This window comes from Alienimonas sp. DA493 (assembly GCF_043951915.1).
Lineage (GTDB): Bacteria > Planctomycetota > Planctomycetia > Planctomycetales > Planctomycetaceae > Alienimonas.
In genome coordinates this window covers 20343-42929 of record NZ_JBINJD010000030.1, presented here as the reverse complement: position 1 = coordinate 42929, position 22587 = coordinate 20343, and the positions used below count along the sequence as shown (strand labels likewise).

Annotated in this window: 20 protein-coding genes; 9 read left to right on the top strand and 11 right to left on the bottom strand. The window is 71.3% G+C overall.

Annotation, left to right across the window (positions count from 1 at the left end; translation table 11 throughout):
- Positions 1 to 256 precede the first annotated feature (256 nt).
- Positions 257 to 1804: a leucyl aminopeptidase family protein gene (locus ACG2DA_RS06965; RefSeq protein ID WP_395254776.1), complete on the top strand. Its 1548-nt coding sequence runs from the start codon at positions 257 to 259 to the stop codon at positions 1802 to 1804.
- Positions 1805 to 1865: 61 nt separating this feature from the next.
- Here ACG2DA_RS06965 and cutA read toward each other — a convergent pair whose 3' ends face one another.
- The gene (gene cutA / locus ACG2DA_RS06960) at positions 1866 to 2183 is read right to left on the bottom strand and encodes a divalent-cation tolerance protein CutA (RefSeq protein ID WP_395254775.1); all 318 of its coding nucleotides are present in this window, start codon (positions 2181 to 2183) and stop codon (positions 1866 to 1868) included.
- Between the two features lie 91 nt (positions 2184 to 2274).
- On the opposite strand from cutA, the gene ACG2DA_RS06955 reads away from it, so the two are divergent.
- Positions 2275 to 3225 carry a carbohydrate kinase gene (locus ACG2DA_RS06955; protein WP_395254773.1) on the top strand — a complete coding sequence of 317 codons (951 nt, stop codon included), beginning with the start codon at positions 2275 to 2277 and terminating at the stop codon, positions 3223 to 3225.
- A 118-nt stretch (positions 3226 to 3343) separates the two neighbouring features.
- On the opposite strand, the gene argF is transcribed toward ACG2DA_RS06955, so the two are convergent.
- The 3 genes from argF to argB all read right to left on the bottom strand — a co-directional run bounded on the left by argF (position 3344) and on the right by argB (position 6580).
- Entirely contained in the window at positions 3344 to 4327 is a 984-nt protein-coding gene (argF, locus tag ACG2DA_RS06950) for an ornithine carbamoyltransferase (RefSeq protein WP_395254772.1), read from the bottom strand.
- A 2-nt stretch (positions 4328 to 4329) separates the two neighbouring features.
- Positions 4330 to 5571 carry an aspartate aminotransferase family protein gene (locus ACG2DA_RS06945; RefSeq protein WP_395254771.1) on the bottom strand — a complete coding sequence of 414 codons (1242 nt, stop codon included), beginning with the start codon at positions 5569 to 5571 and terminating at the stop codon, positions 4330 to 4332.
- 61 nt (positions 5572 to 5632) lie between these two features.
- Positions 5633 to 6580 carry an acetylglutamate kinase gene (argB, locus tag ACG2DA_RS06940; RefSeq protein ID WP_395254777.1) on the bottom strand — a complete coding sequence of 316 codons (948 nt, stop codon included), beginning with the start codon at positions 6578 to 6580 and terminating at the stop codon, positions 5633 to 5635.
- A gap of 385 nt (positions 6581 to 6965) precedes the next feature.
- Here argB and ACG2DA_RS06935 point away from each other — a divergent pair, with 385 nt between their 5' ends.
- The 5 genes from ACG2DA_RS06935 (at position 6966) to ACG2DA_RS06915 (ending at position 10761) form a co-directional block, all read left to right on the top strand.
- Positions 6966 to 7445, top strand: a complete 480-nt coding sequence (locus ACG2DA_RS06935) for a hypothetical protein (RefSeq protein ID WP_395254770.1) — start codon at positions 6966 to 6968, stop codon at positions 7443 to 7445.
- A gap of 109 nt (positions 7446 to 7554) precedes the next feature.
- Complete coding sequence (locus ACG2DA_RS06930; protein WP_395254769.1) at positions 7555 to 7968, top strand: hypothetical protein; 414 nt, start codon at positions 7555 to 7557, stop codon at positions 7966 to 7968.
- On the top strand, positions 7965 to 8498 hold the full coding sequence (gene tadA / locus ACG2DA_RS06925) for a tRNA adenosine(34) deaminase TadA (RefSeq protein ID WP_395254768.1): 534 nt from the start codon (positions 7965 to 7967) through the stop codon (positions 8496 to 8498). Before ACG2DA_RS06930 ends, tadA begins: the two co-directional genes overlap by 4 nt.
- 95 nt (positions 8499 to 8593) lie before the next feature.
- Positions 8594 to 9661 carry a peptidase gene (locus ACG2DA_RS06920; RefSeq protein ID WP_395254767.1) on the top strand — a complete coding sequence of 356 codons (1068 nt, stop codon included), beginning with the start codon at positions 8594 to 8596 and terminating at the stop codon, positions 9659 to 9661.
- The gene (locus ACG2DA_RS06915) at positions 9658 to 10761 is read left to right on the top strand and encodes a phosphatidylglycerol lysyltransferase domain-containing protein (protein WP_395254766.1); all 1104 of its coding nucleotides are present in this window, start codon (positions 9658 to 9660) and stop codon (positions 10759 to 10761) included. Before ACG2DA_RS06920 ends, ACG2DA_RS06915 begins: the two co-directional genes overlap by 4 nt.
- Before the next feature lie 69 nt (positions 10762 to 10830).
- Here ACG2DA_RS06915 and ACG2DA_RS06910 read toward each other — a convergent pair whose 3' ends face one another.
- The 7 genes from ACG2DA_RS06910 to ACG2DA_RS06880 all read right to left on the bottom strand — a co-directional run bounded on the left by ACG2DA_RS06910 (position 10831) and on the right by ACG2DA_RS06880 (position 20380).
- Positions 10831 to 11556: a dual specificity protein phosphatase family protein gene (locus ACG2DA_RS06910; protein ID WP_395254765.1), complete on the bottom strand. Its 726-nt coding sequence runs from the start codon at positions 11554 to 11556 to the stop codon at positions 10831 to 10833.
- 122 nt (positions 11557 to 11678) lie between these two features.
- Entirely contained in the window at positions 11679 to 12485 is an 807-nt protein-coding gene (locus ACG2DA_RS06905) for a biotin--[acetyl-CoA-carboxylase] ligase (RefSeq protein WP_395254763.1), read from the bottom strand.
- Positions 12486 to 12773: 288 nt separating this feature from the next.
- The gene (locus tag ACG2DA_RS06900; RefSeq protein WP_395254762.1) at positions 12774 to 16250 is read right to left on the bottom strand and encodes a pyruvate carboxylase; all 3477 of its coding nucleotides are present in this window, start codon (positions 16248 to 16250) and stop codon (positions 12774 to 12776) included.
- A gap of 107 nt (positions 16251 to 16357) precedes the next feature.
- Positions 16358 to 16666 carry a polyhydroxyalkanoic acid system family protein gene (locus ACG2DA_RS06895; RefSeq protein WP_395254761.1) on the bottom strand — a complete coding sequence of 103 codons (309 nt, stop codon included), beginning with the start codon at positions 16664 to 16666 and terminating at the stop codon, positions 16358 to 16360.
- A gap of 121 nt (positions 16667 to 16787) precedes the next feature.
- Entirely contained in the window at positions 16788 to 17180 is a 393-nt protein-coding gene (locus tag ACG2DA_RS06890; RefSeq protein WP_395254760.1) for a hypothetical protein, read from the bottom strand.
- Positions 17181 to 17252: 72 nt separating this feature from the next.
- On the bottom strand, positions 17253 to 18029 hold the full coding sequence (locus ACG2DA_RS06885; RefSeq protein ID WP_395254758.1) for a glucose 1-dehydrogenase: 777 nt from the start codon (positions 18027 to 18029) through the stop codon (positions 17253 to 17255).
- Positions 18030 to 18241: 212 nt separating this feature from the next.
- The gene (locus ACG2DA_RS06880) at positions 18242 to 20380 is read right to left on the bottom strand and encodes a hypothetical protein (protein ID WP_395254757.1); all 2139 of its coding nucleotides are present in this window, start codon (positions 20378 to 20380) and stop codon (positions 18242 to 18244) included.
- A 350-nt stretch (positions 20381 to 20730) separates the two neighbouring features.
- Here ACG2DA_RS06880 and pdxA point away from each other — a divergent pair, with 350 nt between their 5' ends.
- Positions 20731 to 21855, top strand: coding sequence for a 4-hydroxythreonine-4-phosphate dehydrogenase PdxA (gene pdxA / locus ACG2DA_RS06875; RefSeq protein ID WP_395254756.1), 1125 nt, complete (start codon positions 20731 to 20733; stop codon positions 21853 to 21855).
- A gap of 70 nt (positions 21856 to 21925) precedes the next feature.
- Positions 21926 to 22570 (top strand): histidine phosphatase family protein, encoded by a 645-nt coding sequence (locus tag ACG2DA_RS06870; RefSeq protein WP_395254755.1) that lies wholly within the window; start codon positions 21926 to 21928, stop codon positions 22568 to 22570.
- Positions 22571 to 22587: the final 17 nt, after the last annotated feature.

Here is a 22587-nt window from a genome sequence, read left to right as displayed (position 1 = left end):
CCGGCGAGGCCGCCCTCGCCCGGGTCGACGCGCTGCTGGCGGACCTGGAATCGCTGGCGCACCGCATCGAGCGGGGGGCGAACTGAGCCGGCCGGGCCGTCGTCCCGCGGGGCGGGCCGACGCGGCGAAGGGGCGCGGGGGCGGGTTGGGAGGGTCGCAGCGGTTGGCAGACGCGTCGGTTTCGGCGATGGTCGCGGCGTTCGCGGGGTCGCCCGCCCGTCCGTCCGTCGTCGCTCCGTCGCCCACCCCTCCGCCGATGCCCGTCTCCCCCGCCGGTCGCGTTCCCAAGGTCCTCGCCACCGCGGAGGCCGCCCGCGACGTCTCCGCCGACCTGTTGCTGATCCCCGTCTGGAAGCGGGGCGAGCCCGGCGCCGAGCTGAAAAATCTGGACGCCGCGACCGGCGGCCTGTTCGCCCGGCTGCGGTCCCGCGGGGACCTCACCGGCAAAACGGGCGAGTGCCTCGTGCTGCCGGACCTGCCCCACGTCGCCGCGGACCGGGCGGTCTGCGTCGGGCTGGGCGAGCCGGGGGCGCTGTCGCCGGCGGCCTGGGCCAAGGCGGTGCGGACCGGCGTGCGGAAGGCGACCGGCAAGCCGGGCCGCACCGCCGCCGTCCTGCTGACCAAGGAGGTCGCCGAGGCCGTCGGCCTCCGCCGGGCCGCCGAGGAGTTGGCCTGCGCCGCGACGATCGCCGGCGCCGGCCCGGGGCTCTACAAGTCGGAGCCGGACCGCAGCCCGTTGGAAGCGCTCACCGCGATCCTCGCCGACACCGCCGACGTGCAGCCGGCCGAGGAGGCGCTGGAACGCGGCATCAAACTGGGCGCCGCGGTGAACCTCGCCCGGGAACTGGTCGATCGTCCGGCGGAGGACGTGCACCCCGAAAGCGTCGCCGAACGGGCCGCCGCCTTCGCCAAGGACGTCGGCCTCGGCTGCACGATCCTTGGCCCGGAGGAACTGGAGGCGGAGCGCTGCGGGTCGCTGCTCGCCGTCGCCCGCGGCAGCGCCCGGCCGCCGCGGGTCGTGGTGCTCTCGCACCTCAAGGGCGGCGACGGGCCGACGCTGGCGCTGGTCGGCAAGGGGGTCACGTTCGACTCCGGCGGTCTGTCCCTCAAGCCCAACGAGGGGATGAAGGACATGAAGTGCGACATGGCCGGTTCCGCCGCGGTGCTGGGCGCGATGGCCGCGATCGCCGGGCTGAACCTGCCGGTGAACGTCGTCGGGTACGCCGGGCTGGTGGAGAACATGGTCTCCGGGAACAGCTACAAGCTGGGCGACGTGTTGCAGACCCGGCAGGGTACCACCGTGGAGGTGCTCAACACCGACGCCGAGGGCCGGCTGGTGCTGGCCGACGTCCTCGACATGGCCGTGACCGGCGGCTCCTGGGCGGAGCCGGCCGACCGGCTGGTGGACCTCGCCACGCTCACCGGCGCCTGCGTGGTGGCGCTGGGCGAGGGGATCGTCGGCGGCTTCCCCGGCGTCAACAGCGACGGGGGCGAGGCCTGGTGGGCCGAGGTGCAGGCCGCCTTCGAGGCCGCCGGCGAGGAGGTCTGGCGGATGCCGATGGCCGACTCCTTCAAGAGCCTGCTCGACAGCGACGTGGCGGACGTGAAAAACGTCGGCCCCCGCTACGGCGGCGCGGTTACGGCGGCGAAGTTCCTGGAGCACTTCGTCGGCGACAAGCCCTGGGTGCACCTGGACATCGCCGGCCCCGCGTTTCGGGAAAAGGGCGCCGCCGACATGGCCAGCGGCGCCACCGGCGTCGGCGTCCGCACCCTCGTCCGGCTCGCGGAGAACTTCGGTCAGTAGGGTCCGCTCCGCGGACCGTTCCGAGAACGCCCGAAGGTTCCGGCGGTCCGCACAGGGGACCCTACGCGACCTCGTCGGCGACCCACGCGGCGAACGCCGGCAGGGCGCTCGCCGCGTCGAACCGGGTGATCGCGGGCACCTCGTAGGGGTGCAGCTCGGCGAGGCGGGCGGTCGCGGCGTCGGCCCGGTCGGCGGTCGTTTTGGCGATCAGCGCCGCCTCGGCCGCCTCCGTCACGGCGCCTTCCCAGCGGTAGACGCTCCGCATCGTCGGCAGCACGTTGCCGCAGGCGATCAGCCGTTCCTCGACCAGCGTGCGGGCGAGGGTCGCAGCGGTTTGCGCGTCCGGGGCGGTGGCGTAGAGGAAGGCGACGTGGGGCATGGCGGCACAGCGTAGGGTCCGCTCCGCGGACCGTCTCCGAAAACCTTCCGCTTTCCTTCACGGTCCGCGGAGCGGTCCCTACCGTGACCGCATGAGCGACGACGCGAACGCCCCGCCCGCCGACGGTTTTTCCCACGCGGTGGTGGGCTTGGGCGAACTGCTGTGGGACGAATTTCCGGGCGAGAACGGCGAGACCACCCGCCGCCCCGGCGGGGCGCCGGCGAACGTCGCCTTCCAGTGCCACCAACTCGGCCTGACCGGCCGCGTGCTCAGCCGCGTGGGCGACGACGCCGCCGGCCGCGACCTCGTCGCCTTCCTTCAGGGAAAGGGGCTGTCGACCGACCTGATCCAGACCGACGCGGACCTGCCCACCGGCCACGTCTCCGTGACCCACGGCGACGCGGGGCCGGAGTACGTTATCCAGCAGCCGGTCGCCTGGGACGCCCTGGAGGCGACCGACGCCGGCCGGGAGGCCCTCGCCGGGGCGGCGGCCCTCTGCTTCGGTTCGCTGGCCCAGCGCGACTTCCGCAGCCGGGTGGCGATCCGGGAGCTGATCTCCGGCCGGCCGCAGACCGTGCGGGCGGTATTCGACGTGAATCTGCGGCAGAACTTCTTTACCGCCGACCTGCTGCGCGAGTCGCTGAAGCGGGCGAACGTCCTGAAGTTGAACGACGCGGAGGTCCCCGTCGTCGCCCGGTTGCTCGACCTGCCGGCCGACCCGGCGGAGTTCCTGCTGCGGGCGGCGGACCGCTGGCGGTTGGACGCCGCCTGCGTCACCCGCGGCCCCGACGGCTGCCGGGTGCTGAAGGCGGGGCACGAGCCGGTCGACGTCCCCGCCGAGCCGGTGCAGGTGGCGGATACCGTGGGCGCCGGCGACGCCTTCACCGCCGGCCTGATCTGCGCCCTGCTGGCCGACGCCGACGGCGAGCGCTGCGGCCGCTTCGCCAACGCCGTCGGCGGCCTCGTCGCCAGCCGCGACGGGGCGATGCCGGAGCTGCGCGAGGAGTTCGCCGCCCTCAAAGCGAAGCACGGCTTCGCGTAACGCCCCCTTCTCGTCCCGACGCTCCGCGTCGGAACGCACGGGCCGCGGAGCGGCCGGACGCTCCGCGTCCCCTGCGGGGCGACGCAGAACGTCGCCCCGAGAGAAACGCATCCCGCGACTATCCCAGCAGTTCCACGAACAGCGCCCGGGCGAGGTGCATGCGGTTTTCGGCCTGATCGAACACCCGGGACCGCGGGCCGTCGATCACCTCAGCGGTCACCTCTTCTCCGCGGTGGGCCGGCAGGCAGTGCAGGAACACGGCGTCGTCCGCGGCGGCGTTCAGCAGCGAGGCGTCGACCTGATAGTTGGCGAAGGCCCGCAGCTTCTCTTCCCTCTGGGCTTCCTGGCCCATGGAGGCCCACACGTCGGTGACGACCGCGTCCGCCCCCGCAACCGCCCGGGAGGGCATGGCCCCGTGGTCGACGCGGGCGCCGGGCACGGCCTCGGCAAGGCGATCCAGGAACGCCCCGTCGAACTCGTAGCCGGGCGGGCTGCACAGGGTGAACCGCACGCCCAGTTTGGCGCAGGCGATCGCCAGACTGCGGGAAACGTTGTTGCCGTCGCCCACGAACACGACGTGCCGGCCGGAGAGGTCCTCGCCGAATGCCTCCCGCAGCGTGAGCAGATCGGTGAGGGCCTGGCAGGGGTGAAACTCGTCGGTCAGGCCGTTGACGATCGGCACGCCGGCGTCCGCGGCGAGGGCTTCGACCCGCTCCTGCCCGAAGGTCCGCATCACGACGGCGTCCGCCATCCGCCCGAGCACCCGCGCGACGTCCGACGGGTCTTCCCGGCCCATCAGCCCGGCCTCCTTGGAGGTGAGGAACAGGTCGTTCCCGCCGAGCTGCGTCATCGCCGTGGCGAAGCTCAGCCGGGTCCGCAGGCTGGGCTTGTCGTAGATCTGCACCAGCGTGCGGCCGACCAGCGGCCGCGGGCACTCGCCGGCCCGGTACTGCGCCTTCAGCGTCGCGGCCGCGTCGAGCAGGGCTTCAATCCGCTCCGCCGACCAGTCGAACAGGGTCAGCAGGCAGTTCTCCGGGGCGACGAAGGGCGCCCCGGCGGCGCCGTCGATCGCGGCGCCCGGGAAGGTCAGGGTTTCGGACACGTTCACTCTCCCCCGGCGGGTTCGCCCGCCGTCTGGTCGGCGGCGTCGGACAGGCAGTCGATGAGAATCGCACAGCCCTCGTCCACCTCCTCCGGAGTGACGTTCAGGGCCGGTAACAAACGCACCACGCTGCCCTGCGTGCTGTTGATGATGAGCCCGCGCTTCAGGCAGGCGTCCTGCACCGGGGCGGCGGGGACGGTCAGCTGCACGCCGATCATCATCCCGCAGACCCGCACCGCCTCGACGATCGGGTTCGACTCGATCAGCGGTTCGAGGGCCCCGCGGAACCGCTCCGCCATCTCGCGGCAATGTTCCAGCAGGCCCTCCTCCTCGATGGTGCGACCGGTGGCGAGGCCGGCGGCCATTGCCAGCGGGTTGCCGCCGAAGGTGCTGGCGTGCATCCCCGGCCGCAGCGACGGGGCGATCTCGTCCTTGCAGACGATCCCCCCGCAGGCCACGCCCCCCGCCACCCCCTTGGCGAGGGTGAAGATGTCCGGCTGCACGCCGAAGGTCTCCGAGGCGAACCAATGGCCGGTGCGGCCCATGCCGGTTTGCACCTCGTCGAAGATCAGCAGGGCGCCGGCCTGGTCGCAGATTTCCCGCAGTCCCTGCAAAAAGCCGGGCGGGTGGACGTTCACGCCGCCCTCGCCCTGCACCGGTTCGATCATGACCGCGGCGGTCTCGCCGTCGACCAACTCGCGGACCGCGTCGAGATCGTTCAGCGGGGCGTAGCGGAAGCCCGGCATCAGCGGGCCGAGCCCGGCGTGGTACTTCGGCTGGGCCGTCGCGGTCACGGCGGCGAACGTCCGGCCGTGGAAGCCCTTCTCGAAGGTGACGACCCGGTATTTTTCTTCGGGCGTGTGCAGCCGGGCGAGTTTGAGGGCGGCTTCGGCGGCCTCCGCCCCGCTGTTGCAGAAAAACGCCTTGCCGAAGCTCCGCTGGGTGAGGAAGTCGGCGAACGCCGCCTGCTCCTCGATCAGCCAGGTGTTCGGCACGTGGATCAGCCGCCCGGCCTGCTCGCGGATCGCCTCGACCACCCGCGGCGGGGCGTAGCCCAGCACGTTGCAGCCCCACCCGGGAAAGAGGTCCAGGTAGCGGTTCCCCTCGGCGTCCCAGACGCGCGACCCCTCGCCCCGCACCAGACTGATCGGCAGCCGGGGGTAATTGGGGATCACGGCCCGCTCGAATAGCGAGGCGGTCTCCGCGCTGGAGCGAAACGTCGGCGAATCGGCGAGGGCGGGCATGCGGCGGAGCGAAGCGAAAAAGCGAGAATTCGGAACGCGGAGGTCCGGCAGGGCCTCCGCTTTAGTGCGGATCGTCGGCGACGATTTCGGTGCCGACGCCGCTGTCGGAGTAGATCTCCAACAGGACGCTGTGCGGCGTGCGGCCGTCGACGAAGTGGATCTTGTGCACGCCGGCCAGCAGCGCCTCCAGCGCCGCCTCGACCTTCGGGATCATCCCGCCGGAGATCGCCCCGCTGCGGATCAATTCCCCGGCGCGTTCGGCGGTGAGGTGCTGGATGAGGGAGGATTCGTCGTTCGGGTCGGCGTACAGCCCGGCGACGTCGGAGAGGAACACGAGCTTCTCCGCCCCCAGCAGCCGGGCGAGGGCGGCCGCGGCGGTGTCGGCGTTGACGTTCAACAGCCCCGCCGGCCCCGGCACGCGGCGGTCGCGGGCCAGGGAGGGCAGCACCGGGATGCGGTCCTCCTTCAGGACGTCCTCAATGGCCCGGTGGTTCGCGCCGATCGCCTCGCCGACCAAACCGAGGTCCAGCGGCTGCCCGTCTTCCCCCGGCAAACTCAGCGGCCGGCCGTAGAGGGCCAGGGCGTTCGGGGCGTGCAGATCGAAGTCGCACAACGCCACCGCCTTGCCCCCCTGCCGTTCGATCCCCGCGGCCAGCGACCGGCTGATGCCGGCGAGGGTCTTCGCCACGACGGCCAGCGAGTCGGCGTCGGTGTAGCGGCGGCCGGCGACGAATTTCGTTTCCAGCCCGGCCTCGGCCATCGCGGCGCTGATCGCCTTGCCGCCGCCGTGCACCAGGACGGGCTTCAGGCCGACCGTTTCCATGAACCGCACGTCGGCCAGCAGGCAGTCGACGGCCTCCTCGTTCTCCAGGGCGCTGCCGCCGAGCTTCACCACCACGTAGCGACCGCGGAAGGCCCGGATCCACTCGCCGGCGCTCAACAGGGTCTCGGCGTCGCGGATGGCTCGCTCGCGGAGTTCGGCCGCGTCGGGGGCGGGACGAAGCGCCAGGGAGCCGGCGTCGGGAGGGTTCGCCGGCGGCACGATTCAGAGAGGCGGCGAGGGCGGAAACAGCGGGGAAGGGGCGATTGTGAACGGGGCGGGGGACGCGGTCAAACCGTCGGGGCCGTCCCGGGCGCCGGGCCGGGGAGACTTCGCAGAAGTTTCTTCCGCCCGCCGTCGCCGTCACAGCCGGACTCCGCGATTCGACCGCGGGGAACCCAACGGCCCCGCGGGAACCCGACGCGGTCGGGCGACTGAGCCGACGGCGGAGCGGGCGAACGGTCGATGTTCTCTCCGACGCGGGCCCTGTCCCGCACCGCTTCCTCCTCGTTCCCCCCCAGCCAGCGCCCGGCCAAGGACGGCCCGCCGGACCGCCCTTATGCCGAACCCTCGTTTGCGTTCCCACCTCCCCGTCGGGGATCTATTGGACCTCGCCGAGCGCGAGCGTCCGCCCTCCCGGCCCGCTTGGTTGGGACGCTTTGTGAACGCCGCCGCGGAATTGTTCGACCCCCTCAGCGGGCTCGGCCGCGTCGGCTTTCGCAGCGAACCGAACGAGGACGGCTGGGCCGTGGCGCTGTTCCTGGGCGCCACGGAAATCGTCGGCGGGCCCGGCGACGGCGCCATCGCCCCCGCCCGGTTCCGCTTTGACGCGGCCGGTTTGACGGCGCTGTTCGACGCGCCGCCCTCCGTCGGATTGGAAGTCGCTCCGCCCCCGACCGACGAGGCCGGGGAGCGCGTCGACGCGGCGCTGACGCTGGTGGGGCAGGTTGAGGGGCACGCCTTGTCCGCGACGATCCTCAGCGTTCCCCCCGCCGGCGCCGAACCGGGCTTCAAGCGTTACGCCAACGGTCTGCAAACGCCGCTCCCGGGGTGACGCCGCCGTTGTTTGCGGATTGCGGGGTCGACGGCGGGGGGGCGGGGCGTGAGGGTCGGTACACTGCCCCGTCCTCCCCGCCGCTCCCCCCGTTTTGGACCGTTCGCCCGTGTCTCCCAAAGTTCGCCGCGTCGCCGGGTTAGTGTTGGTCTGGCTCGTCGGCCTGGCGCTGGCCGCCAGCGCCGTCGTGAAGTTCAGCGGCGTTGCGGGGGACAGCGGCGACGCCGGCGGGTTCGCCGGGCTGATCGTGCCGTTGGGCGCCGTCGAGTTGGCGTCGGCGATTCTGTTGCTCGTCCCGTTGACGCACCGGCTGGGCCTCCTCCTCTGCACGGCCTATCTGGGCGGGGCGATGGCGGCGAGCATCGCCACGGCGGGCCTGCCGGAGGCGATCCCCGCCGCGGTGTTGCAGGCGCTGCTCTGGACCGGGGCGACGCTGCGCACGCCGGACCTGCTCGGCCCGCTGCTGGTTCGCCCCGCCGGAACTCCGCCCCTTCATCCGCCCGCCGACGAGAAGACGCTTTGAACGAACCGCTCCACCCCGGTCGGCCGTCGCGGCACGAACGCTGGATGCGGCGGGCGCTGGACCTCGCCGCGGCCGCCGGCGAGATGGACGAGGTCCCCGTCGGGGCGCTGGTGGTTTACGCGCCGCCGGTCGGCCCGGAGGAGGAGGACGTCGGCCTGACCACCGAACGGGTCATCGGCGAGGGCTACAACCAGCGGGAGACGCTCTCCGACCCGACCGCCCACGCGGAGATGATCGCCCTCACCCAGGCCGCCGAGGCGCTGGGCAGTTGGCGGCTGGAGGACTGCACCCTCTACGTCACGCTGGAGCCCTGCCCGATGTGCGCCGGGGCGATCGTAAACGCCCGCGTCCCCGCGGTGGTCTACGGCGCCGCCGACCCGAAGGCCGGCGCCTGCGACAGCCTGTACCGCCTCACCGACGACCCCCGCCTGAACCACCGCAGCGCCGTCCTCGGCGGCGTCCTGGCCGGCGAGTGCGGGGCGATCCTCACCGACTTCTTCCGGGCGAAGCGGGCGCTGGGGAAGAAGTAACGGTCGTCGGAACGACGCGGCCGGCTTTGGCCCCGGCGAAGCCCCCGCTACGCTGGCCCGGCGTTCGCCCGATCCCGTTCCGCCCGCCTCGCCGTATGTCCGATTCCGTCTCCCGTCGCACCGCTCTGCAAACCGGGGCCGCCGCCGTCGCCGGCGCCGCCCTGCTTCGGGCGCCGTTCGTCCATGCGGACGACAAAGCCGGCTCCAAGTCCGTCACCGTCGGCTCCGGCGAGTACGTCTACGAGTGGCACGGGAACTGGGGCGAGCTGCCGGACGGCTTCGCCTGGGGCAACACGCACGGCGTCTGTCAGTCCGCGGACGGCACGATCTTCGTCTGTCACCAGGCGGAGGGCGGCCCGAAGCGCGCGGTTGTGTTGGCCTTCGATCCGGACGGCAAGTTCCTGCGGTCCTGGGGCGAGGAGTTCCACGGCGGCGGCCACGGCCTCGACCTGCGTGAGGAAGGCGGCGAGGAGTTCCTGTACCTCACCGACCTGTCCCAGCCCTGCACCGTGAAGTTCACGCTGAAGGGCGAGGAGGTCCGCCGCTGGACCAAGCCGGACGCCGACGAGTACGGCGACGGCCAGCGTTACATGGCGACGAACGTCGCCTTCACCCCGGACGGCGGGTTCTTCGTCGGCGACGGCTACGGCTCCAGCCACCTGATCAAGTACGACGCCGCCGGCGAGTTGGTCGGCGTGTTCGCGGAGAAGGGCGGCCAGCCGGGCCAGTTGAACTGCCCCCACGGCCTGCTGTGGGACGACCGCCCCGGCCGCGAGCCGGCCCTCGCCGTGGCGGACCGCTCCAACCACCGCATCAGCTACTTCGACCTGGACGGCAACTTCCTGCGGGTCGAAGCCGCGAACACCGTGCCGAGCCCCTGCGACTTCGCCGACGTGCACGAGTCCGGGCTCCGCGTCGTGCCGGACCTCGACGCCCAGGTCACGCTGCTGGATACCGAGAATCAGATCGTCGCGGAACTGGGCGGAGACTCGGCGTGGCGTAAGAAAGGCGTCGGGGCGATCCGCGGGATGCGGGGGGCGGTCGACAAATGGGAGGACGGCAAGTTCGTCTGCCCGCACGACGCGGCGTTCGTCAACGGCGGGGACCTGCTCGTCGCCGAGTGGGTGCCGACCGGTCGTCTGACCTACCTGAAGCGCGTGTGATTCGAGCCCGCCCCGCCGTCTGCGACGCCGACCCGCGGGGCGGCGAGGACCCGGTCGGGCCGGCCCGCCGGCTGGCCCTCGATCACGCCCGCACCGCCGACGGTCTGCTCGTCGGAGAACCGGGCCGCCGACTGCTGTGGCGGGCCGACCTCCCGGGGGCCGTCGGCCTGGTGATCGGGGGCGGGACGGCGTTGATCCCCGGCGGACCGCTGTGCGAACCGCGCCAGGCGCCGACGCTGATCGCAGCGGTCGGTTCGTGGTGCGCGGCGTTCGGCGTGACGCCGCTGTGGTTGAACGTGACGGACGCCGAGTTGCCCCCGCTCCGCGCCGCCGGCTACCGGCCCACGCGGACCGGCTCCGAATGCGTCGTCCGGCATCCGGGCGAATGGGCGGGGTCGCGATATCGGGCCGTTCGGGCCGCCTGCGCGCGGGCGGAGCGGGCCGGGCTCGCGCTGCGGGAGCTGGAGGGCGGCGAACCGGCGTGGGGCGACCTGCCGGCGGTCTTCGCCGCCCACCTCGCCGCGAAGCCGCAGCGGCGACCCGCCGGGCCGTTCATCGCTCCCCCGCCGCGGGAGTCGACGGAGGCGCGGCGGGTCTGGATCGCGGAGGCCGGCAGACGGATCGTCGGCTTCGCCACCGCCCACCCGCTGGGGCGACGGGAGGCGGACGGTTCCCGCCGGTGGACGCTCGGGGCGTTCCACACGCGGCCGGACGCCCCTCCCGGCACGGCCGCGGCGCTGGTCCGCGGGCTGCTGGACGCCCTCGCGGCGGAGGGCATCGGGACCGTCTCCCTCGGCCCCGCCCCGGCGGTGGTGACGGGGGCAGCGCTGCCGGGGGAGAACCCGCTCGTGCTGCGGGGCGTCCGGGCGTGGTTTCGGGCGGGCAACGGCGTGTTCGACGCCCGCGGGCTCTGGCACTTCAAGTCCCGGTTCCGGCCGACGCTCGAACCGCTCTACGCCTGCGGCAAGCCGCGGGTGACGGTGCGGCAGGCGGCGGACTTCGTGCGGGCCAGCGGCGTGCTGCGGGTCGCCCCCGGCCGGGCGCTGCGGGGCACGTGGGCCGACCTGCGACGTCCGAAGGTGTTCGGGGCTCTGCCCTGACGGCGCAGCGAAGCGTCCCGGACCCTTGGAAGGGGCCGGGACGCTGGCGGATTGGTCGAACGCCGCGAATTACGGGCCGAGCACCGGCATCGGGTCGGGGATCTCGGAGATCAGGCCGCGCTCGTACAGGCGGCGGGCGCACTCGGGGAGGTGCTGGTTGAGGTAGTCCAGCATCGCGGCGTCCTCCGGCTCCCAACCGTAGCGGCCCAGTTCGGCGTAGACGTCGGCCGGGTCGTCCCGGAGCACGAGCAGGCGGTAGGCGGCGACGATGCTGCCGGTCCGCTGGGAGCCGGCGGCGCAGTGCACCAGTACTTTGCGGTCCGCCCGGCGGGCGCTGGTCAGCGAGGCGAGCGCGTTGAAGTAGGTCTCAAAGTCGCCGGTGCCGTCGCCCCGCAGGGGAAAGCGCTCGAACTTCACGTCCTCCATCGCCTCGACGGCGGCGACCTCCTCCTGGTGGTCCGGCTCGGTCTTGTCGTTGCCCATCAGGCAAATGACGGTGTCGATCTCGTGCTCTTCGATCGTGGGCACGAACATTGCCGCGGAGATCTGCCCGCTGCGGAACAGGCCGCCGTCCTCGACGACGCCGAACCGCTTGGCGATGAAGTCGTACTTCACCGCGTCCCAGGCGAGCACCGCCGCCAGACCGGACAGGATCAGGAACGCGGCGATCCACCAGCCCCGCTGGGCGGAATCGCTTCTCCGCCAGGAGGAGCTGCGGGCCTCCGATCGTCCCGCGGCGGAGGGCGAATCGGCGGCGCCCATGGCGGACGGCGGGGTGGCGACGGCGACGGACATGGCAAGCTCCTCGAGGATGGCGTGCGGCCGTCTTCGCACAACGGCCCGCCGAAGGGGAGGCCGAATCCGGCCAGAAAAAGAAGACCTTCCCGAGGGAAAATCAATGTCGCCGCGGACCACCCTCACCAATCGACCGTTCCCGATCGCACCTCCCGGGCGGCGTGGCCGTCGAAGACCCGCAGGGCGCCGTCGGCGGTCACCCCGCAGGCCGTCCCGGACACCCGCCCGGCTCCGGCGGCGACGCTCACCGCCCGCCCGGCCAGCGCGTCCCGGGCCGCCCAGCGGGCCGGGTCCAGCCGGCCGCCCTCGGCGAGATCCGCGAACGCCGCTTCGAGCCGTACCAGCAAATCGATCAGCACGGCGACGGCGTCGTGCGGGCCGCGCTCGCCCCGCAACGTCGCCGGGGGGCGGGCGAGGGTCTGCGGGAACGCGGCGGGGTCGCAGTTCAGGTTCAGACCGACGCCGACCGCCACCCGGTCGGGCCGGGGTCGCTCGCAGAGGATCCCGGCCAGCTTGCCCCAAGGGACCTCCGCCCCGGGAACCGGGGGGGCGGGGCGGAGCAGCACGTCGTTCGGCCACTTCACCCCGACCTGCGCGTCCGTCAGCTCGGCCGCGGTCTCCGCCACGGCCAGCCCGGTGACCGGCGCCAGCAGAGCCGCGTCGGTTCCGCCCGGCGGCGGTTCGAGCAGCAGGGTAAACGTCAGGCACCCCGGGGGGGCCGTCCAGCGGTTCGCCCCCCGCCCGCGGCCGCCGGTCTGCCGGCCGGCGACGACCAGCGCCGGCAGGGCGAGGTCGGCGTCGGCGGCGAGTTCCAGCGCCCGATCGTTCGTGCTGCCGAGTTCGGCGTGCAGTTCGACGACGCGAATGAACGTCTCGCTCCGCAGCCGGGCGGCGGCGTCGGGGGGGAAGTCCGCTCCGTCACTCCTCATCGCCGCCGGCATACTGCGAAAGAAAGATCTCCATGCTGGACGCCAAGCACAGTTCCATCAAACACAGGGTGATGGGTGGCCCGCCGCCTGACTGTTCACGGCGAATGTGGAAACCAATATCCGCCACGTGGCCGCTGGGCGAATCGAGGGGCTCTGGAAGCGCTGCGAGCCACGCTTCCAGAGCCTCGATCTGCTCACGAAGGTCCCACGAATCCTCCGCCAACGTCGTGAGGTGTTCGCGGCCGTCGTGAGTCCACCTGCCGATGTTTACGGGCACTGGTGGCGCCCTTACTCCAACGTGACCAGCAGGTCGCCGGCGGCGACCTGGGAGCCGGCGGAGACGCTGACGGACTTCACCACGCCTTCGGCCTCGGCGGCGAGGTTCGTCTGCATCTTCATGGCCTCAATCGTGAGCAGCTTCTGGCCCGGCTTGACCCGGTCGCCGGGCTGGACCGCGACGGTCACGACCATGCCCGGCATCGGGCTGCCGATCTGGTTCGGGTCGGCCGGGTCGGCCTTCACGGCGGCGGCGGTGTCCGCCTCCAGGCTGCGGTCCTGCACGGTGACGTCCCGCGGCTGGCCGTTCAGCTCGAAGAACACCGTGCGGGTGCCGTCGGGATGCGGGGAGCCGACCGCGAGGAACTTCACGATCAGCCGTTTGCCCGGCTCGATGTCCACCGCGACCTCTTCTCCCGGCTCCAAGCCGTAGAAGAAGTTGGGGGTGGGCAGGCCGCTGGTGTCGCCGAACTCCCGCCGGTGGGCGGCGAAGTCCTTGAAGACCGCCGGGTAGAGCAGGTGGCTGAGGGTGTCCCGGTCGGTCGCCTCGCCGGGCACCATCTTTTCCACGGCGGCCTTGGCGGCGGCGAAGTCGGCCGGCTCCAGGCTGGCGCCGGGGCGTTCGGTGAAGGGCTCCTGATCCCGCAGCACCTTCTTCATCACGGCTTCGGGGAAGCCGCCGGGGGGCTGGCCCATCGCCCCGCCGATCAGGTCGATCACCGACTGCGGGTAGCTCAATTCGCGTTCGGTCGTGAGGACCTCGTCGGCCTCCATCTCGTTGGCGACGAGGAACAGGGCCATGTCGCCGACCGCCTTGCTGGTGGGCGTGACCTTCACGATGTCGCCGAACAGCCGGTTCACGTCGGCGTAGATCCGGCACACGTCCTGCCAGCGGTCCGACAGACCCAGGGCCCGGGCCTGCTGGAACAGGTTGGTGTACTGTCCGCCGGGCATTTCGTGGTCGTACAGGTCCCCGGTGGACGGGAGCACGTCCGCCTCGAACGGGCGGTAGAACTCCCGCACGGCCCGCCAGTAGGTGGCGACCTCGGTGAGGGCGGCGGTCGGTAGTTCGGTGTCGCGGGGCCGGCCGCGGAACGCCTCGGCGAGAGTGTTGAGGTTCACCTGGGCGGTCCCGCCGGAGAGCGGGGCCATCGCCGCGTCGACCACGTCCACCCCGGCTCCGGCCGCCTCCCACAGCGAGGCCGCCTGGATGCCGGCAGTGTCGTGCGTGTGGAAGTGGATCGGCAGGTCCGTCTCGTTCCGCAGGGCCTCGATCAGCATCCGGGCCGCCTCCGGCTTGCAGAGCCCGGCCATGTCCTTGATCGCCAGAATGTTGGCGCCGAGGGACTCCAGCTCCTTGGCGAGGCCGACGTAGTACTTGAGGTCGTACTTCGTCCGGGACGGGTCCTGCAGGTCGCCGGTGTAACAGAGGCAGGCCTCGCAAATGGCGCCGGTCTCGCGGACGGCCTCCATCGCCACCCGCATGTTCTTCGTCCAGTTCAGGGCGTCGAACACGCGGAAGACGTCTAACCCGGCGTCGGCCGTTTCCTTGACGAACTCCTTGACGACATTGTCCGGGTAGTTGGTGTACCCGACAGCGTTGCTGGCCCGGAGGAGCATCTGGAACAGGATGTTCGGCGCCGCCTCCCGCAGGTCGGCGAGCCGCTGCCAGGGGGACTCCTTCAGGTACCGCATCGAGACGTCGAAGGTCGCCCCGCCCCACATCTCGATGCTGAACAGCCCGCTGAGCCGGTGGGCGTAGGCGTCGGCGACGTTGAGCATGTCCTTCGTGCGGACGCGGGTCGCCAGCAGGGACTGATGGGCGTCGCGGAAGGTGGTGTCCGTGATCAGCAGGCGGTCCTGCTCGCGGATCCAGGCGCTGAACTTCTCCGGGCCGAGCTCCTTGAACTTGTCGCGGGTGCCCTTGGGCATCTCCTCGTTCGGGTCGAAGGTCGGCGCCGGGGCCGGCTCCCGCCGCAGGGCGGGCGGCCGGTCCTTCACCAGTTCGTTGCCGTTGACGATCGTCTCGCCGAGGTACCGCAGCAGCTTGGTGGCCCGGTTCTTCCGCTCGGGGAACTCGAACAGTTCCGGGGTGCTGTCGATGAACCGGGTGGTCGTCTCGCCGGTCCGGAACGTCGGGTGGTCGAGGACCTTCAGCAGGAAGGGGATGTTCGTTTTGACGCCGCGGATGCGGAACTCCATCAGCGTGCGGATCAGCTTGCTGATGGCGTCCTCGTACCGCCGGCCGGAGGCGATCACCTTGACCAGCAGGGAGTCGTAGAACGGATTGACGACCGCCCCGCTGAAGGCGTTGCCGGCGTCCAGCCGCACGCCCGGGCCGCCGGAGCTGCGGTAGTGGGAGATGCGGCCGTAGTCCGGCACGAACTTGTTGGCCGGATCCTCCGTGGTCACGCGGACCTGAATGGCGAAGCCCTCGCACTTCACCGCCTCCTGCGAGGGCAGGCCGATATCCTCGTCGGAAAGCTTCGCCCCGCCGGCGATCAGGATCTGCGATTTGACGATGTCGATCCCCGTCACCTGCTCCGTGCAGGTGTGCTCCACTTGGATGCGGGGGTTCACCTCGATGAAGTAGTACTCCTCGCGGTCGGCGTCGTAGAGGAACTCCACGGTGCCGGCGCTGCGGTAGTCGACTTGGGCGCCGATCGCCACGGCGGCGTCGCACAGCCCGTCGCGGACCTTCGTCGGCAGGTTGGGAGCCGGGGCGATCTCGACCACCTTCTGGTGGCGGCGCTGCACGGAGCAGTCGCGCTCGCGCAGGTGGACGAGGTTGCCGTGTCCGTCGCCGAGCAGCTGGACCTCGATGTGCCGGGCCCGCTCGATGAAGCGTTCGAGGAAGATCTCCCCGCTGCCGAAGGCCGTTTGCGATTCCCGCTGGGCGCCCTCGAAGTTGTCTGCCAGTTCCTCCGGCTTGCGGACGATCCGCATGCCGCGGCCGCCGCCGCCGTGGGCGGCCTTCAGCATCACCGGGTAGCCCATCTCGTCGGCGAGCTTCTTCGCCTCCTCCACGTCGGTGACGGCGTCGGTGCCCTCCAGCACCGGGACGTTCGCCTGCTTCGCCAGGGCGCGGGCGCTGGTTTTGTCGCCCAGCCCTTTCAGCACGTCGACCGTGGGACCGATGAACCGCACGCCGGCCGCTTCCAGCTGGCGGGCGAACTCCGCGTTCTCCGAGAGGAATCCGTAGCCGGGGTGCACCGCGTCCACACCCTCGCGGACGCAGAGGGCGACGAGGTTCGGCACGTCCAGATAGGCGGCCAGCGGCTCGCCCGGTTTGCCCACCTGATACGCCTCGTCCGCCTTGAAGCGGTGCAGGGCGAAGCGGTCCTCGTGGGTGTAGACGGCGACCGTCCGCAGGCCCAATTCGGTGGCGCTGCGGAAGATGCGAATCGCAATCTCGCCGCGGTTGGCGACCAGCAGCTTCCGGATCGGCTTGTTCTGGGACTCTCCGGCGGAGGGTTGGGGGTCGGCCATCGGGGAAGCGGTCGGGGGACGTGGGGAAAACGGTGCGACGCGTCGCCGAGGATACCCGCCTCCGGCGTTCGCTTCTCCCCGGGACGGGGCGCTTCCCGCCGGACGCGTCACTTCTCCGGCAGAGCCTTCGGAAACTTCCGCCGGATCGCGCCCTCCAACGCCTTTTTCACGCCCCCGCCCAACAGGCCCGTCAGCGCCGGGATGTCGCCCTCGGCGTGCACGTGCTCCGCGTCGACGCGCATCGTCACCCACACGCCCGGCCCGGTCAGCTTCACCTTCCGGCGGTCCTCGCCCCACTCCACCTCTCGAACGAACCCGCCGAACTTGGAGGTCACCTCCGCCACGGTCTGCGAGAGCTGCTCCTCGGCCTCCGCGAGGGTGGTGCCGTGCTTCATGGACAGGTTGACGAGGGGCATGGACGCACGCTCGGCGGAGGGGATCGGGAACGCCCATCGTAGGGGCCGCTCCGCGGACCGTGTGCGGAGAACCGCGATCCGCGAGAACGGTCGTTGAGAAGACCGGTCCGCACCGCGGACCCTACCGCCCCCGCATCAGCCAGAGCACGAGCGCCCCGCCGAGGACCAGCGTCGTCCCCTCGCCCCAGGCCCACCAGGGGGGCATTCCGCTGAACAGGTCGATCGCCAGGAACGCCGGCCCCGCGAGGAGCGCCAGCCCGCCGTAGAGCCGCAGCCAGCCGGCGAACTTGCGCACGTCGCCGGCGGCGTAGATCAGCAGGAAGCCGTGGAAGGCGTACAGCAGGCTGGCGCTGCGGGCGAGGTACTCCGCGACCGGCTCCTCCGGAAAGGAGCTGCCCAGCAACAGTTCGTGGCCCCCTTCCAGCCAGCGCCGCGGCCCGAAGGCGAACAGCAGGGCCGTGAGGTTCAGACAGCCCGCCGCCCGGAGCAGCAGGGAGACGGTGCGGTCGGACATGCTTCGTAGGGTCCGCTCTGCGGACCGTGCGGGGCGATCGTCGGCTGCAGGACGCGGTCCGCGGAGCGGACCCTACTCTTCGTAGTGCCAGGTCAGGCCGCCGTCGACGAAGTAGCTGCTCCCGGTGACGTACCGGGCCTCGTCGCTGGCCAGGAAGGTGACGACGCCGGTGACGTCGTCCGTCTCGCCGATCCGTCCCAGCGGAGTTTGGGCGAGCAGGTCCTTGATCCGCTCCGGGTTGGACAGCAGCGGGGCGTTGATCGGGGTCTTGATCGCCCCGGGGCAGACGTTGTTGACGGTGATCTGCTTGTGCCCCAGCTCCACGGCGAGGCCGCGGCAGAGCAACTTCAGCCCGCCCTTGCTGGCGCAGTAGGCGGCGTGCAGCGGGAAGGGAATCTCCTCGTGCACGCTGGACATGAAGATGATCTTGCCGCCGACGCCCTCCGCGTCGAACCGCTTGACCATGTGCTTGGCGGCGAACTGGGCGGCGAAGAAGGCGCCCTTGAGGTTCACGTCCATGATCCAGTCCCAGTGCGCCTCGTCGATCTCGAGCACGGGGGTCTCCTTCTCGACGCCGGCGTTGGCGACCATCACGTCGATCCGGCCGAATTCCTCCACGGTCTGATCGACCAGCCCGCGGACGGCCTCGACGTCCTGCATGTCCGCCTGCACGACGAGCCCGCGGCGGCCGGCGGCCTCGACGGCCTTCAGGCACTCCGCGGCCTCGTCGGCGCTTTTCCGGTAGTTGATCACCACGTCCGCCCCCTCCCGGGCGAACCGCTCCGCGACGGCCCGGCCGATGCCGGTGCTGCTGCCGGTGACCACGGCCACCTGGTCTTTCAAACGCATCAGGGGTCGGCTCCGGTCGCTTGGGTCTTCAGTTGGGCGGGGGGAAGGGGGGAGTCTACGTCGGCCGGCGGCGGGGTGCATCCGACCGGCCCCGCGTCGGGCGGGAGGAACGCAATCAACCAAAAACCCCGCCCGCGGCACGGGGCCGCGGGCGGGGTTGCGGTGTCGGAGGCGGGCGGCCGGGCGGCGGGTCCGCCTCGGTTCCGTCAGGCTCAGTAGCGCCAGGTGACGCCGAGGTCCCAGTTGGTGAAGTACAGCTTGCTGCGGTCGTCCGGGTCGCTGTTCACGAACGGGTTGCCGCTGTTGGCCTCCCGCCAGATGACCGAGTCCAGCGGGCGGCTGACCTCCCAGAAGCTCGTCACGCCCAGGCCGGCCGTGAACCGGGCCCGCTTCAGGAAGCCGAAGCGGTTGAGGACCGGCACGTAGGGGAAGACGTTGAACTCGCCGCGGACATTGGCGTCCACGAAGGGGCTGAACCGGGCGTGCTCCTGCTGGTCGTCGAACGGCATCAGCTCGCCGGTGGCGTTCTGATTCAGGTTGAAGCCGTAACCCTCCACGCTGATCTCCTCGTGCAGCACGGCGACGCCGGCCTTCACGTGGCTCCGCACGCTGAGGAACTTCCCTTCGACGTCCCCGTGCAGACCGAACTGCGGCCCGAACAGGTAGGTGGAAACCTGGTTTTCCAATCGGCTGCTGTACGGGAGGTTCGTGGTCTGGCCGGCCAGGTTCACATTGTTCACCAAATTCACAGCGTCCGTCGGATCGACGATGATCGAGGGCGTCGGGAAGAATTCTCCGTTCGGCCCCACGGCCTGGTACTCGCCGAGGGTGTCTTGGACGTAGATGGTGCCGCTATCGATGCCGTTGAAGCGGAATTCTTCGTTGAGGTAGTTGAACCGCAGACCGGCTGACGGACGAATCCGCAGCGGACCTTTACGGACCATCGGGGTGAAGACGTAGGAGAAATCCGTGCCGGCCTGTTCGCCGGAGAATTCGAGTTCGTACAGCAGGTCGTAGGTGAACGCGGCGAGCGTGTTTTCGATGGAGGGGTTCACGATCCCGTTCACGTTCACGGGCCGATTGACCGGTCCGAAAAAGGCGTTGAACAGGTCGGGGTTCGCGTCGACCACGATGACGCCCAGCGGCGTCGGTCGAGTTTCGAGGTTGGGACGTTGGTCCTGCGTGCCAAAGCCCGCGACGGGGAAGAAGTTGTCGAGTCGCTCGAAGTACCGACGCGCGTTGCCCTCGTCGCCGCGGTGGTAGACGTCCGCGTCCTCTGCCAGCCAGTCCGCGGTCCACTCGAAGCCGCTGCCGTCGGCCTCTTCCCAACCGAACCGCAAGCGGATGCCGGGGTTGTCCGCATCCTCGTACTGCGTTCCGATCAGCAGGTCGTAGTTCGGGAGAAGGGCCCGATAATCCTCGTTGGAAAAGACCTCCCCGGTCAGGGGTTCATAGCCGAGGAGGTCCAGGAAAACGCCGTTGTCGCCGAGGGCGTAGTCAATCCCCTCCAGGTCGCCGATCGTGGCGGGGTCGAACGAGACGAAAATCGTACTGGTCGGCTGGTCCAGCTCTTCGTCAATGTCGTTGTCGTAGAACGGCACCAGCCGGGGCCGGTTCGCGGGAAAGCCGGTCACGGTCGAATCGGCTTCTTGGATGACGGCGAGCCCGAAGTACTCGAGATCGTCCCCGTTGACGAGGAAGGCTTCTTTCACCCAGGGCAGAATGACCAGCGGTCCGACGGGCTCGATCGTATCGATCGCCGTCGTAGGATTGTTAAACCCTTCCCCGGAGACCCGCGGGCTGAACAGTTCGTTAATCACCTCGTCCAGCGTCCGCCGGGAGCCGATGGTGACGCGGTTGGCGTCGCGGAACTTCCCCTGCATATAGCTGGCGCCGCCGAAGTACCGGCGGGGGGCGTTGTTCGCCGTCCGCTTCCACAGCTCGCCGTCGTGGAAGAACTGGTCGAACCTGTGGTCGTACGGGCTGATCCGCGGGTACGGCCGCAGGGAGTCCGGCAGCAGGCTGGGGCCGGCCGGCGGACCGCCGTAACCCGGCGGGGGCGCCATGCCCGGGCCCATAGGGCCGCCCGGCCCCATCGGCACGCGGCCCGGTCCGCCGGTCCCGCCGGCGTTCGCCGGGGGGAGCATGCCCGGGGGCAGGGCTTCCGCCATTTCGGCGGGGCCGGCCGGCGGAATCATGCCGGCCGGCACGGAGTACCGCTGTCCCGGCGTCGGCTCGACGCCCGGGGTGACGGCGGGGTAGTTCTGAGCGAAGGCCACGCCGGTCGGGGCGGCGGCGGCGGCGAGGCCCGCGGCAGCCGACAGCAGTGTGCCCCGGAGTCTGTTCCGCATCGATTCGTCCCTGACTCGATTCCCGGCGAACCCCCGGCTGAAAGCCCGAGGTCCACGTCGGTCGGTGTCGCACCACGCGACTCCGAACCACCGACGCGGCCCCACGCAGCGCGGGGGGGGTGTGAGGGTCGTATCGGCCGCTCCGGCCGGCGTTCTGTAACGGTTGTCCGGTTTTCCTCGGGAACGCGGGTCGTCCGCTCGGATCCGCCCTCCCCAGCGTGGGAATTTTCCGATCCGCCCTCGCGCGCGAAGCCTCCGCCGGCCGACGTCCGTCCTGAACCGGGACGTTGAGGGGGCCGCCGCCCGCGGCTAGGGTTCCGGCTGGTTTCGCCCCCGTTTCGCCCGGCCCGATGGCTCGTCCGCGGTTGTTGTTCACGCTGGGGGACGCGGCCGGCGTCGGCCCGGAGGTCGCGGCCGGCGCCCTCTGCGACGCCCGCACCGCCGCCTGCTGCCGACCCGCGGTGATCGGCGACCCCGCCGTCCTCCGTCGCGCCCTCGATCTTCTCCCCCCGAACTCGCGGCACGCGGACGGCCCGAGCGGGGCAAAGAGTAATAAAGAGGTGCGGGTCGAAGCGGCGAACAACCCCGCGGGGTTGTTCGACGGCCCGCCGGGCGTGGTGCGGTGCTTCGATCCGACCGGCGGGCTGGCCCGCGAGGCGCCGCCCGGCCAAGTCAGCGGCGCCGCGGGCAAGGCGGCCCACGACTGGCTCGTCGCGGCGGCGGACCTCTGCCTCGCCGGGGCGGCCGAGGGGATCGTCACCGCCCCGCTGAACAAGGCCGCCCTCGCGGCCGGCGGCGTGACGCACCCCGGACACACGGAAATTCTCGCCGAACGCTGCGGCCGCCCCGGCGAACCGGCGGAGGTCCGCATGACGCTGCACCTCCCCCCCGGCCCGGCGAACCTCCGCGACTTCCCGCTCGGCCCGGACGGCCTCACGGTCGCCCACGCCACGCTGCACACCTCGATCGCCTCCGTCCCCGGCCTGCTCACCGTCGACCGCGTCGCCGGCACCGGTCGCCTGCTGGACGAGTTCCTGACCCGCATCGCCGCGTCCCGCCGGCGGATCGGCGTGTGCGCCCTCAACCCCCACGGCGGGGAGGGCGGGCTGTTCGGGGGGGAAGAAGAGGAGACGATCGCCCCCGCCGTGGAGCGGCTGCGGGCGGAGGGACGCGACGTGCACGGCCCAATCCCCGCGGACACCCTGTTCCGTCAGGCCGCCGCCGGGGCTTTCGACGCCGTCGCCGCGATCTACCACGACCAAGGCCACATCGCCCTGCGGCTGATCGGTTGGGGCCGGGCGGTGAACGTGACCCTCGGCCTGCCGATCGTTCGCACCTCTCCCAGCCACGGCACCGCCTTCGACATCGCCTGGACCGGTGAGGCGGATCCGGAAGGGATGATCGGGGCCGTCCAGGTGGCGGCGAAGCTCGCGACGGTCGAAGGATCAATGACCAAGGCACAAGAAACGCACTGACCGGCGCCGCGTCCGGGCCTCTGTTTCTTGTGTTTTGTCCCTTGAAATTCCGTTCTGAGAAACTTCCCCCGTGTCTGACGCCCCCGCCACCACCCTGCTCCTCATCCGTCACGGCGCCACGGAGGCGAACGAGCGGGTGCCCTACATTTTGCAGGGGAACGGCATCGATCTGCCGCTCTCCGAGACCGGCCGGGCGCAGGCGGCGTCGGTGGGCAAGTTTCTCTCCGACGTGCCGCTGACGGCCGTCTACTCCAGCGGGATGGTGCGGGCGAACGAAACGGCCGCGGCGATCGCGGAGCCGCACGGGTTGGAGGTGCGAACCGCGGAGGGCATCCACGAGGTGAACGTCGGCCGCTGGGAGGGGATGAACTGGGGCGACATCGAGGCGGAGCACCCCGCCGAGTACGCCGCCTTCCGGGCGAACCCCGGGCACGTCGCCTATCTGCACGGGGAAAGCTACGCCGCGGTGCTGGCCCGGGCGGCGCCGGCGTTCGCGCAACTGCTGGTCCGCCACGCCGGGGAGCGGTTCGCGGTCGTCGCCCATAACGTGGTGAACCGGGCGTACCTCGCCGCCCTGCTGGGGATGCCGCTGGACCGGGCCGCGGACCTGCGGCAGAGCAACGCCTGCGTGAACGTGATCACTCACGTCGACGGCCAGGCCCCGCGGGTGGAGTCCGTGAACCAGAACCGGCACGTTCCGGGCGCCTGGGACTGACGGGGAGCGAAGTTGCC

Coding starts and splice junctions, on each gene's coding strand:
- ACG2DA_RS06965 (WP_395254776.1), top strand. CDS start 257: ATGCCCGTCTCCCCCGCCGGTCGCGTTCCCAAGGTCCTCGCCACCGCG.
- cutA (WP_395254775.1), bottom strand. CDS start 2,183: ATGCCCCACGTCGCCTTCCTCTACGCCACCGCCCCGGACGCGCAAACC.
- ACG2DA_RS06955 (WP_395254773.1), top strand. CDS start 2,275: ATGAGCGACGACGCGAACGCCCCGCCCGCCGACGGTTTTTCCCACGCG.
- ACG2DA_RS06945 (WP_395254771.1), bottom strand. CDS start 5,571: ATGCCCGCCCTCGCCGATTCGCCGACGTTTCGCTCCAGCGCGGAGACC.
- ACG2DA_RS06920 (WP_395254767.1), top strand. CDS start 8,594: ATGTCCGATTCCGTCTCCCGTCGCACCGCTCTGCAAACCGGGGCCGCC.
- ACG2DA_RS06910 (WP_395254765.1), bottom strand. CDS start 11,556: ATGTCCGTCGCCGTCGCCACCCCGCCGTCCGCCATGGGCGCCGCCGAT.
- ACG2DA_RS06905 (WP_395254763.1), bottom strand. CDS start 12,485: ATGAGGAGTGACGGAGCGGACTTCCCCCCCGACGCCGCCGCCCGGCTG.
- ACG2DA_RS06900 (WP_395254762.1), bottom strand. CDS start 16,250: ATGGCCGACCCCCAACCCTCCGCCGGAGAGTCCCAGAACAAGCCGATC.
- ACG2DA_RS06895 (WP_395254761.1), bottom strand. CDS start 16,666: ATGCCCCTCGTCAACCTGTCCATGAAGCACGGCACCACCCTCGCGGAG.
- ACG2DA_RS06890 (WP_395254760.1), bottom strand. CDS start 17,180: ATGTCCGACCGCACCGTCTCCCTGCTGCTCCGGGCGGCGGGCTGTCTG.
- ACG2DA_RS06885 (WP_395254758.1), bottom strand. CDS start 18,029: ATGCGTTTGAAAGACCAGGTGGCCGTGGTCACCGGCAGCAGCACCGGC.
- ACG2DA_RS06880 (WP_395254757.1), bottom strand. CDS start 20,380: ATGCGGAACAGACTCCGGGGCACACTGCTGTCGGCTGCCGCGGGCCTC.
- pdxA (WP_395254756.1), top strand. CDS start 20,731: ATGGCTCGTCCGCGGTTGTTGTTCACGCTGGGGGACGCGGCCGGCGTC.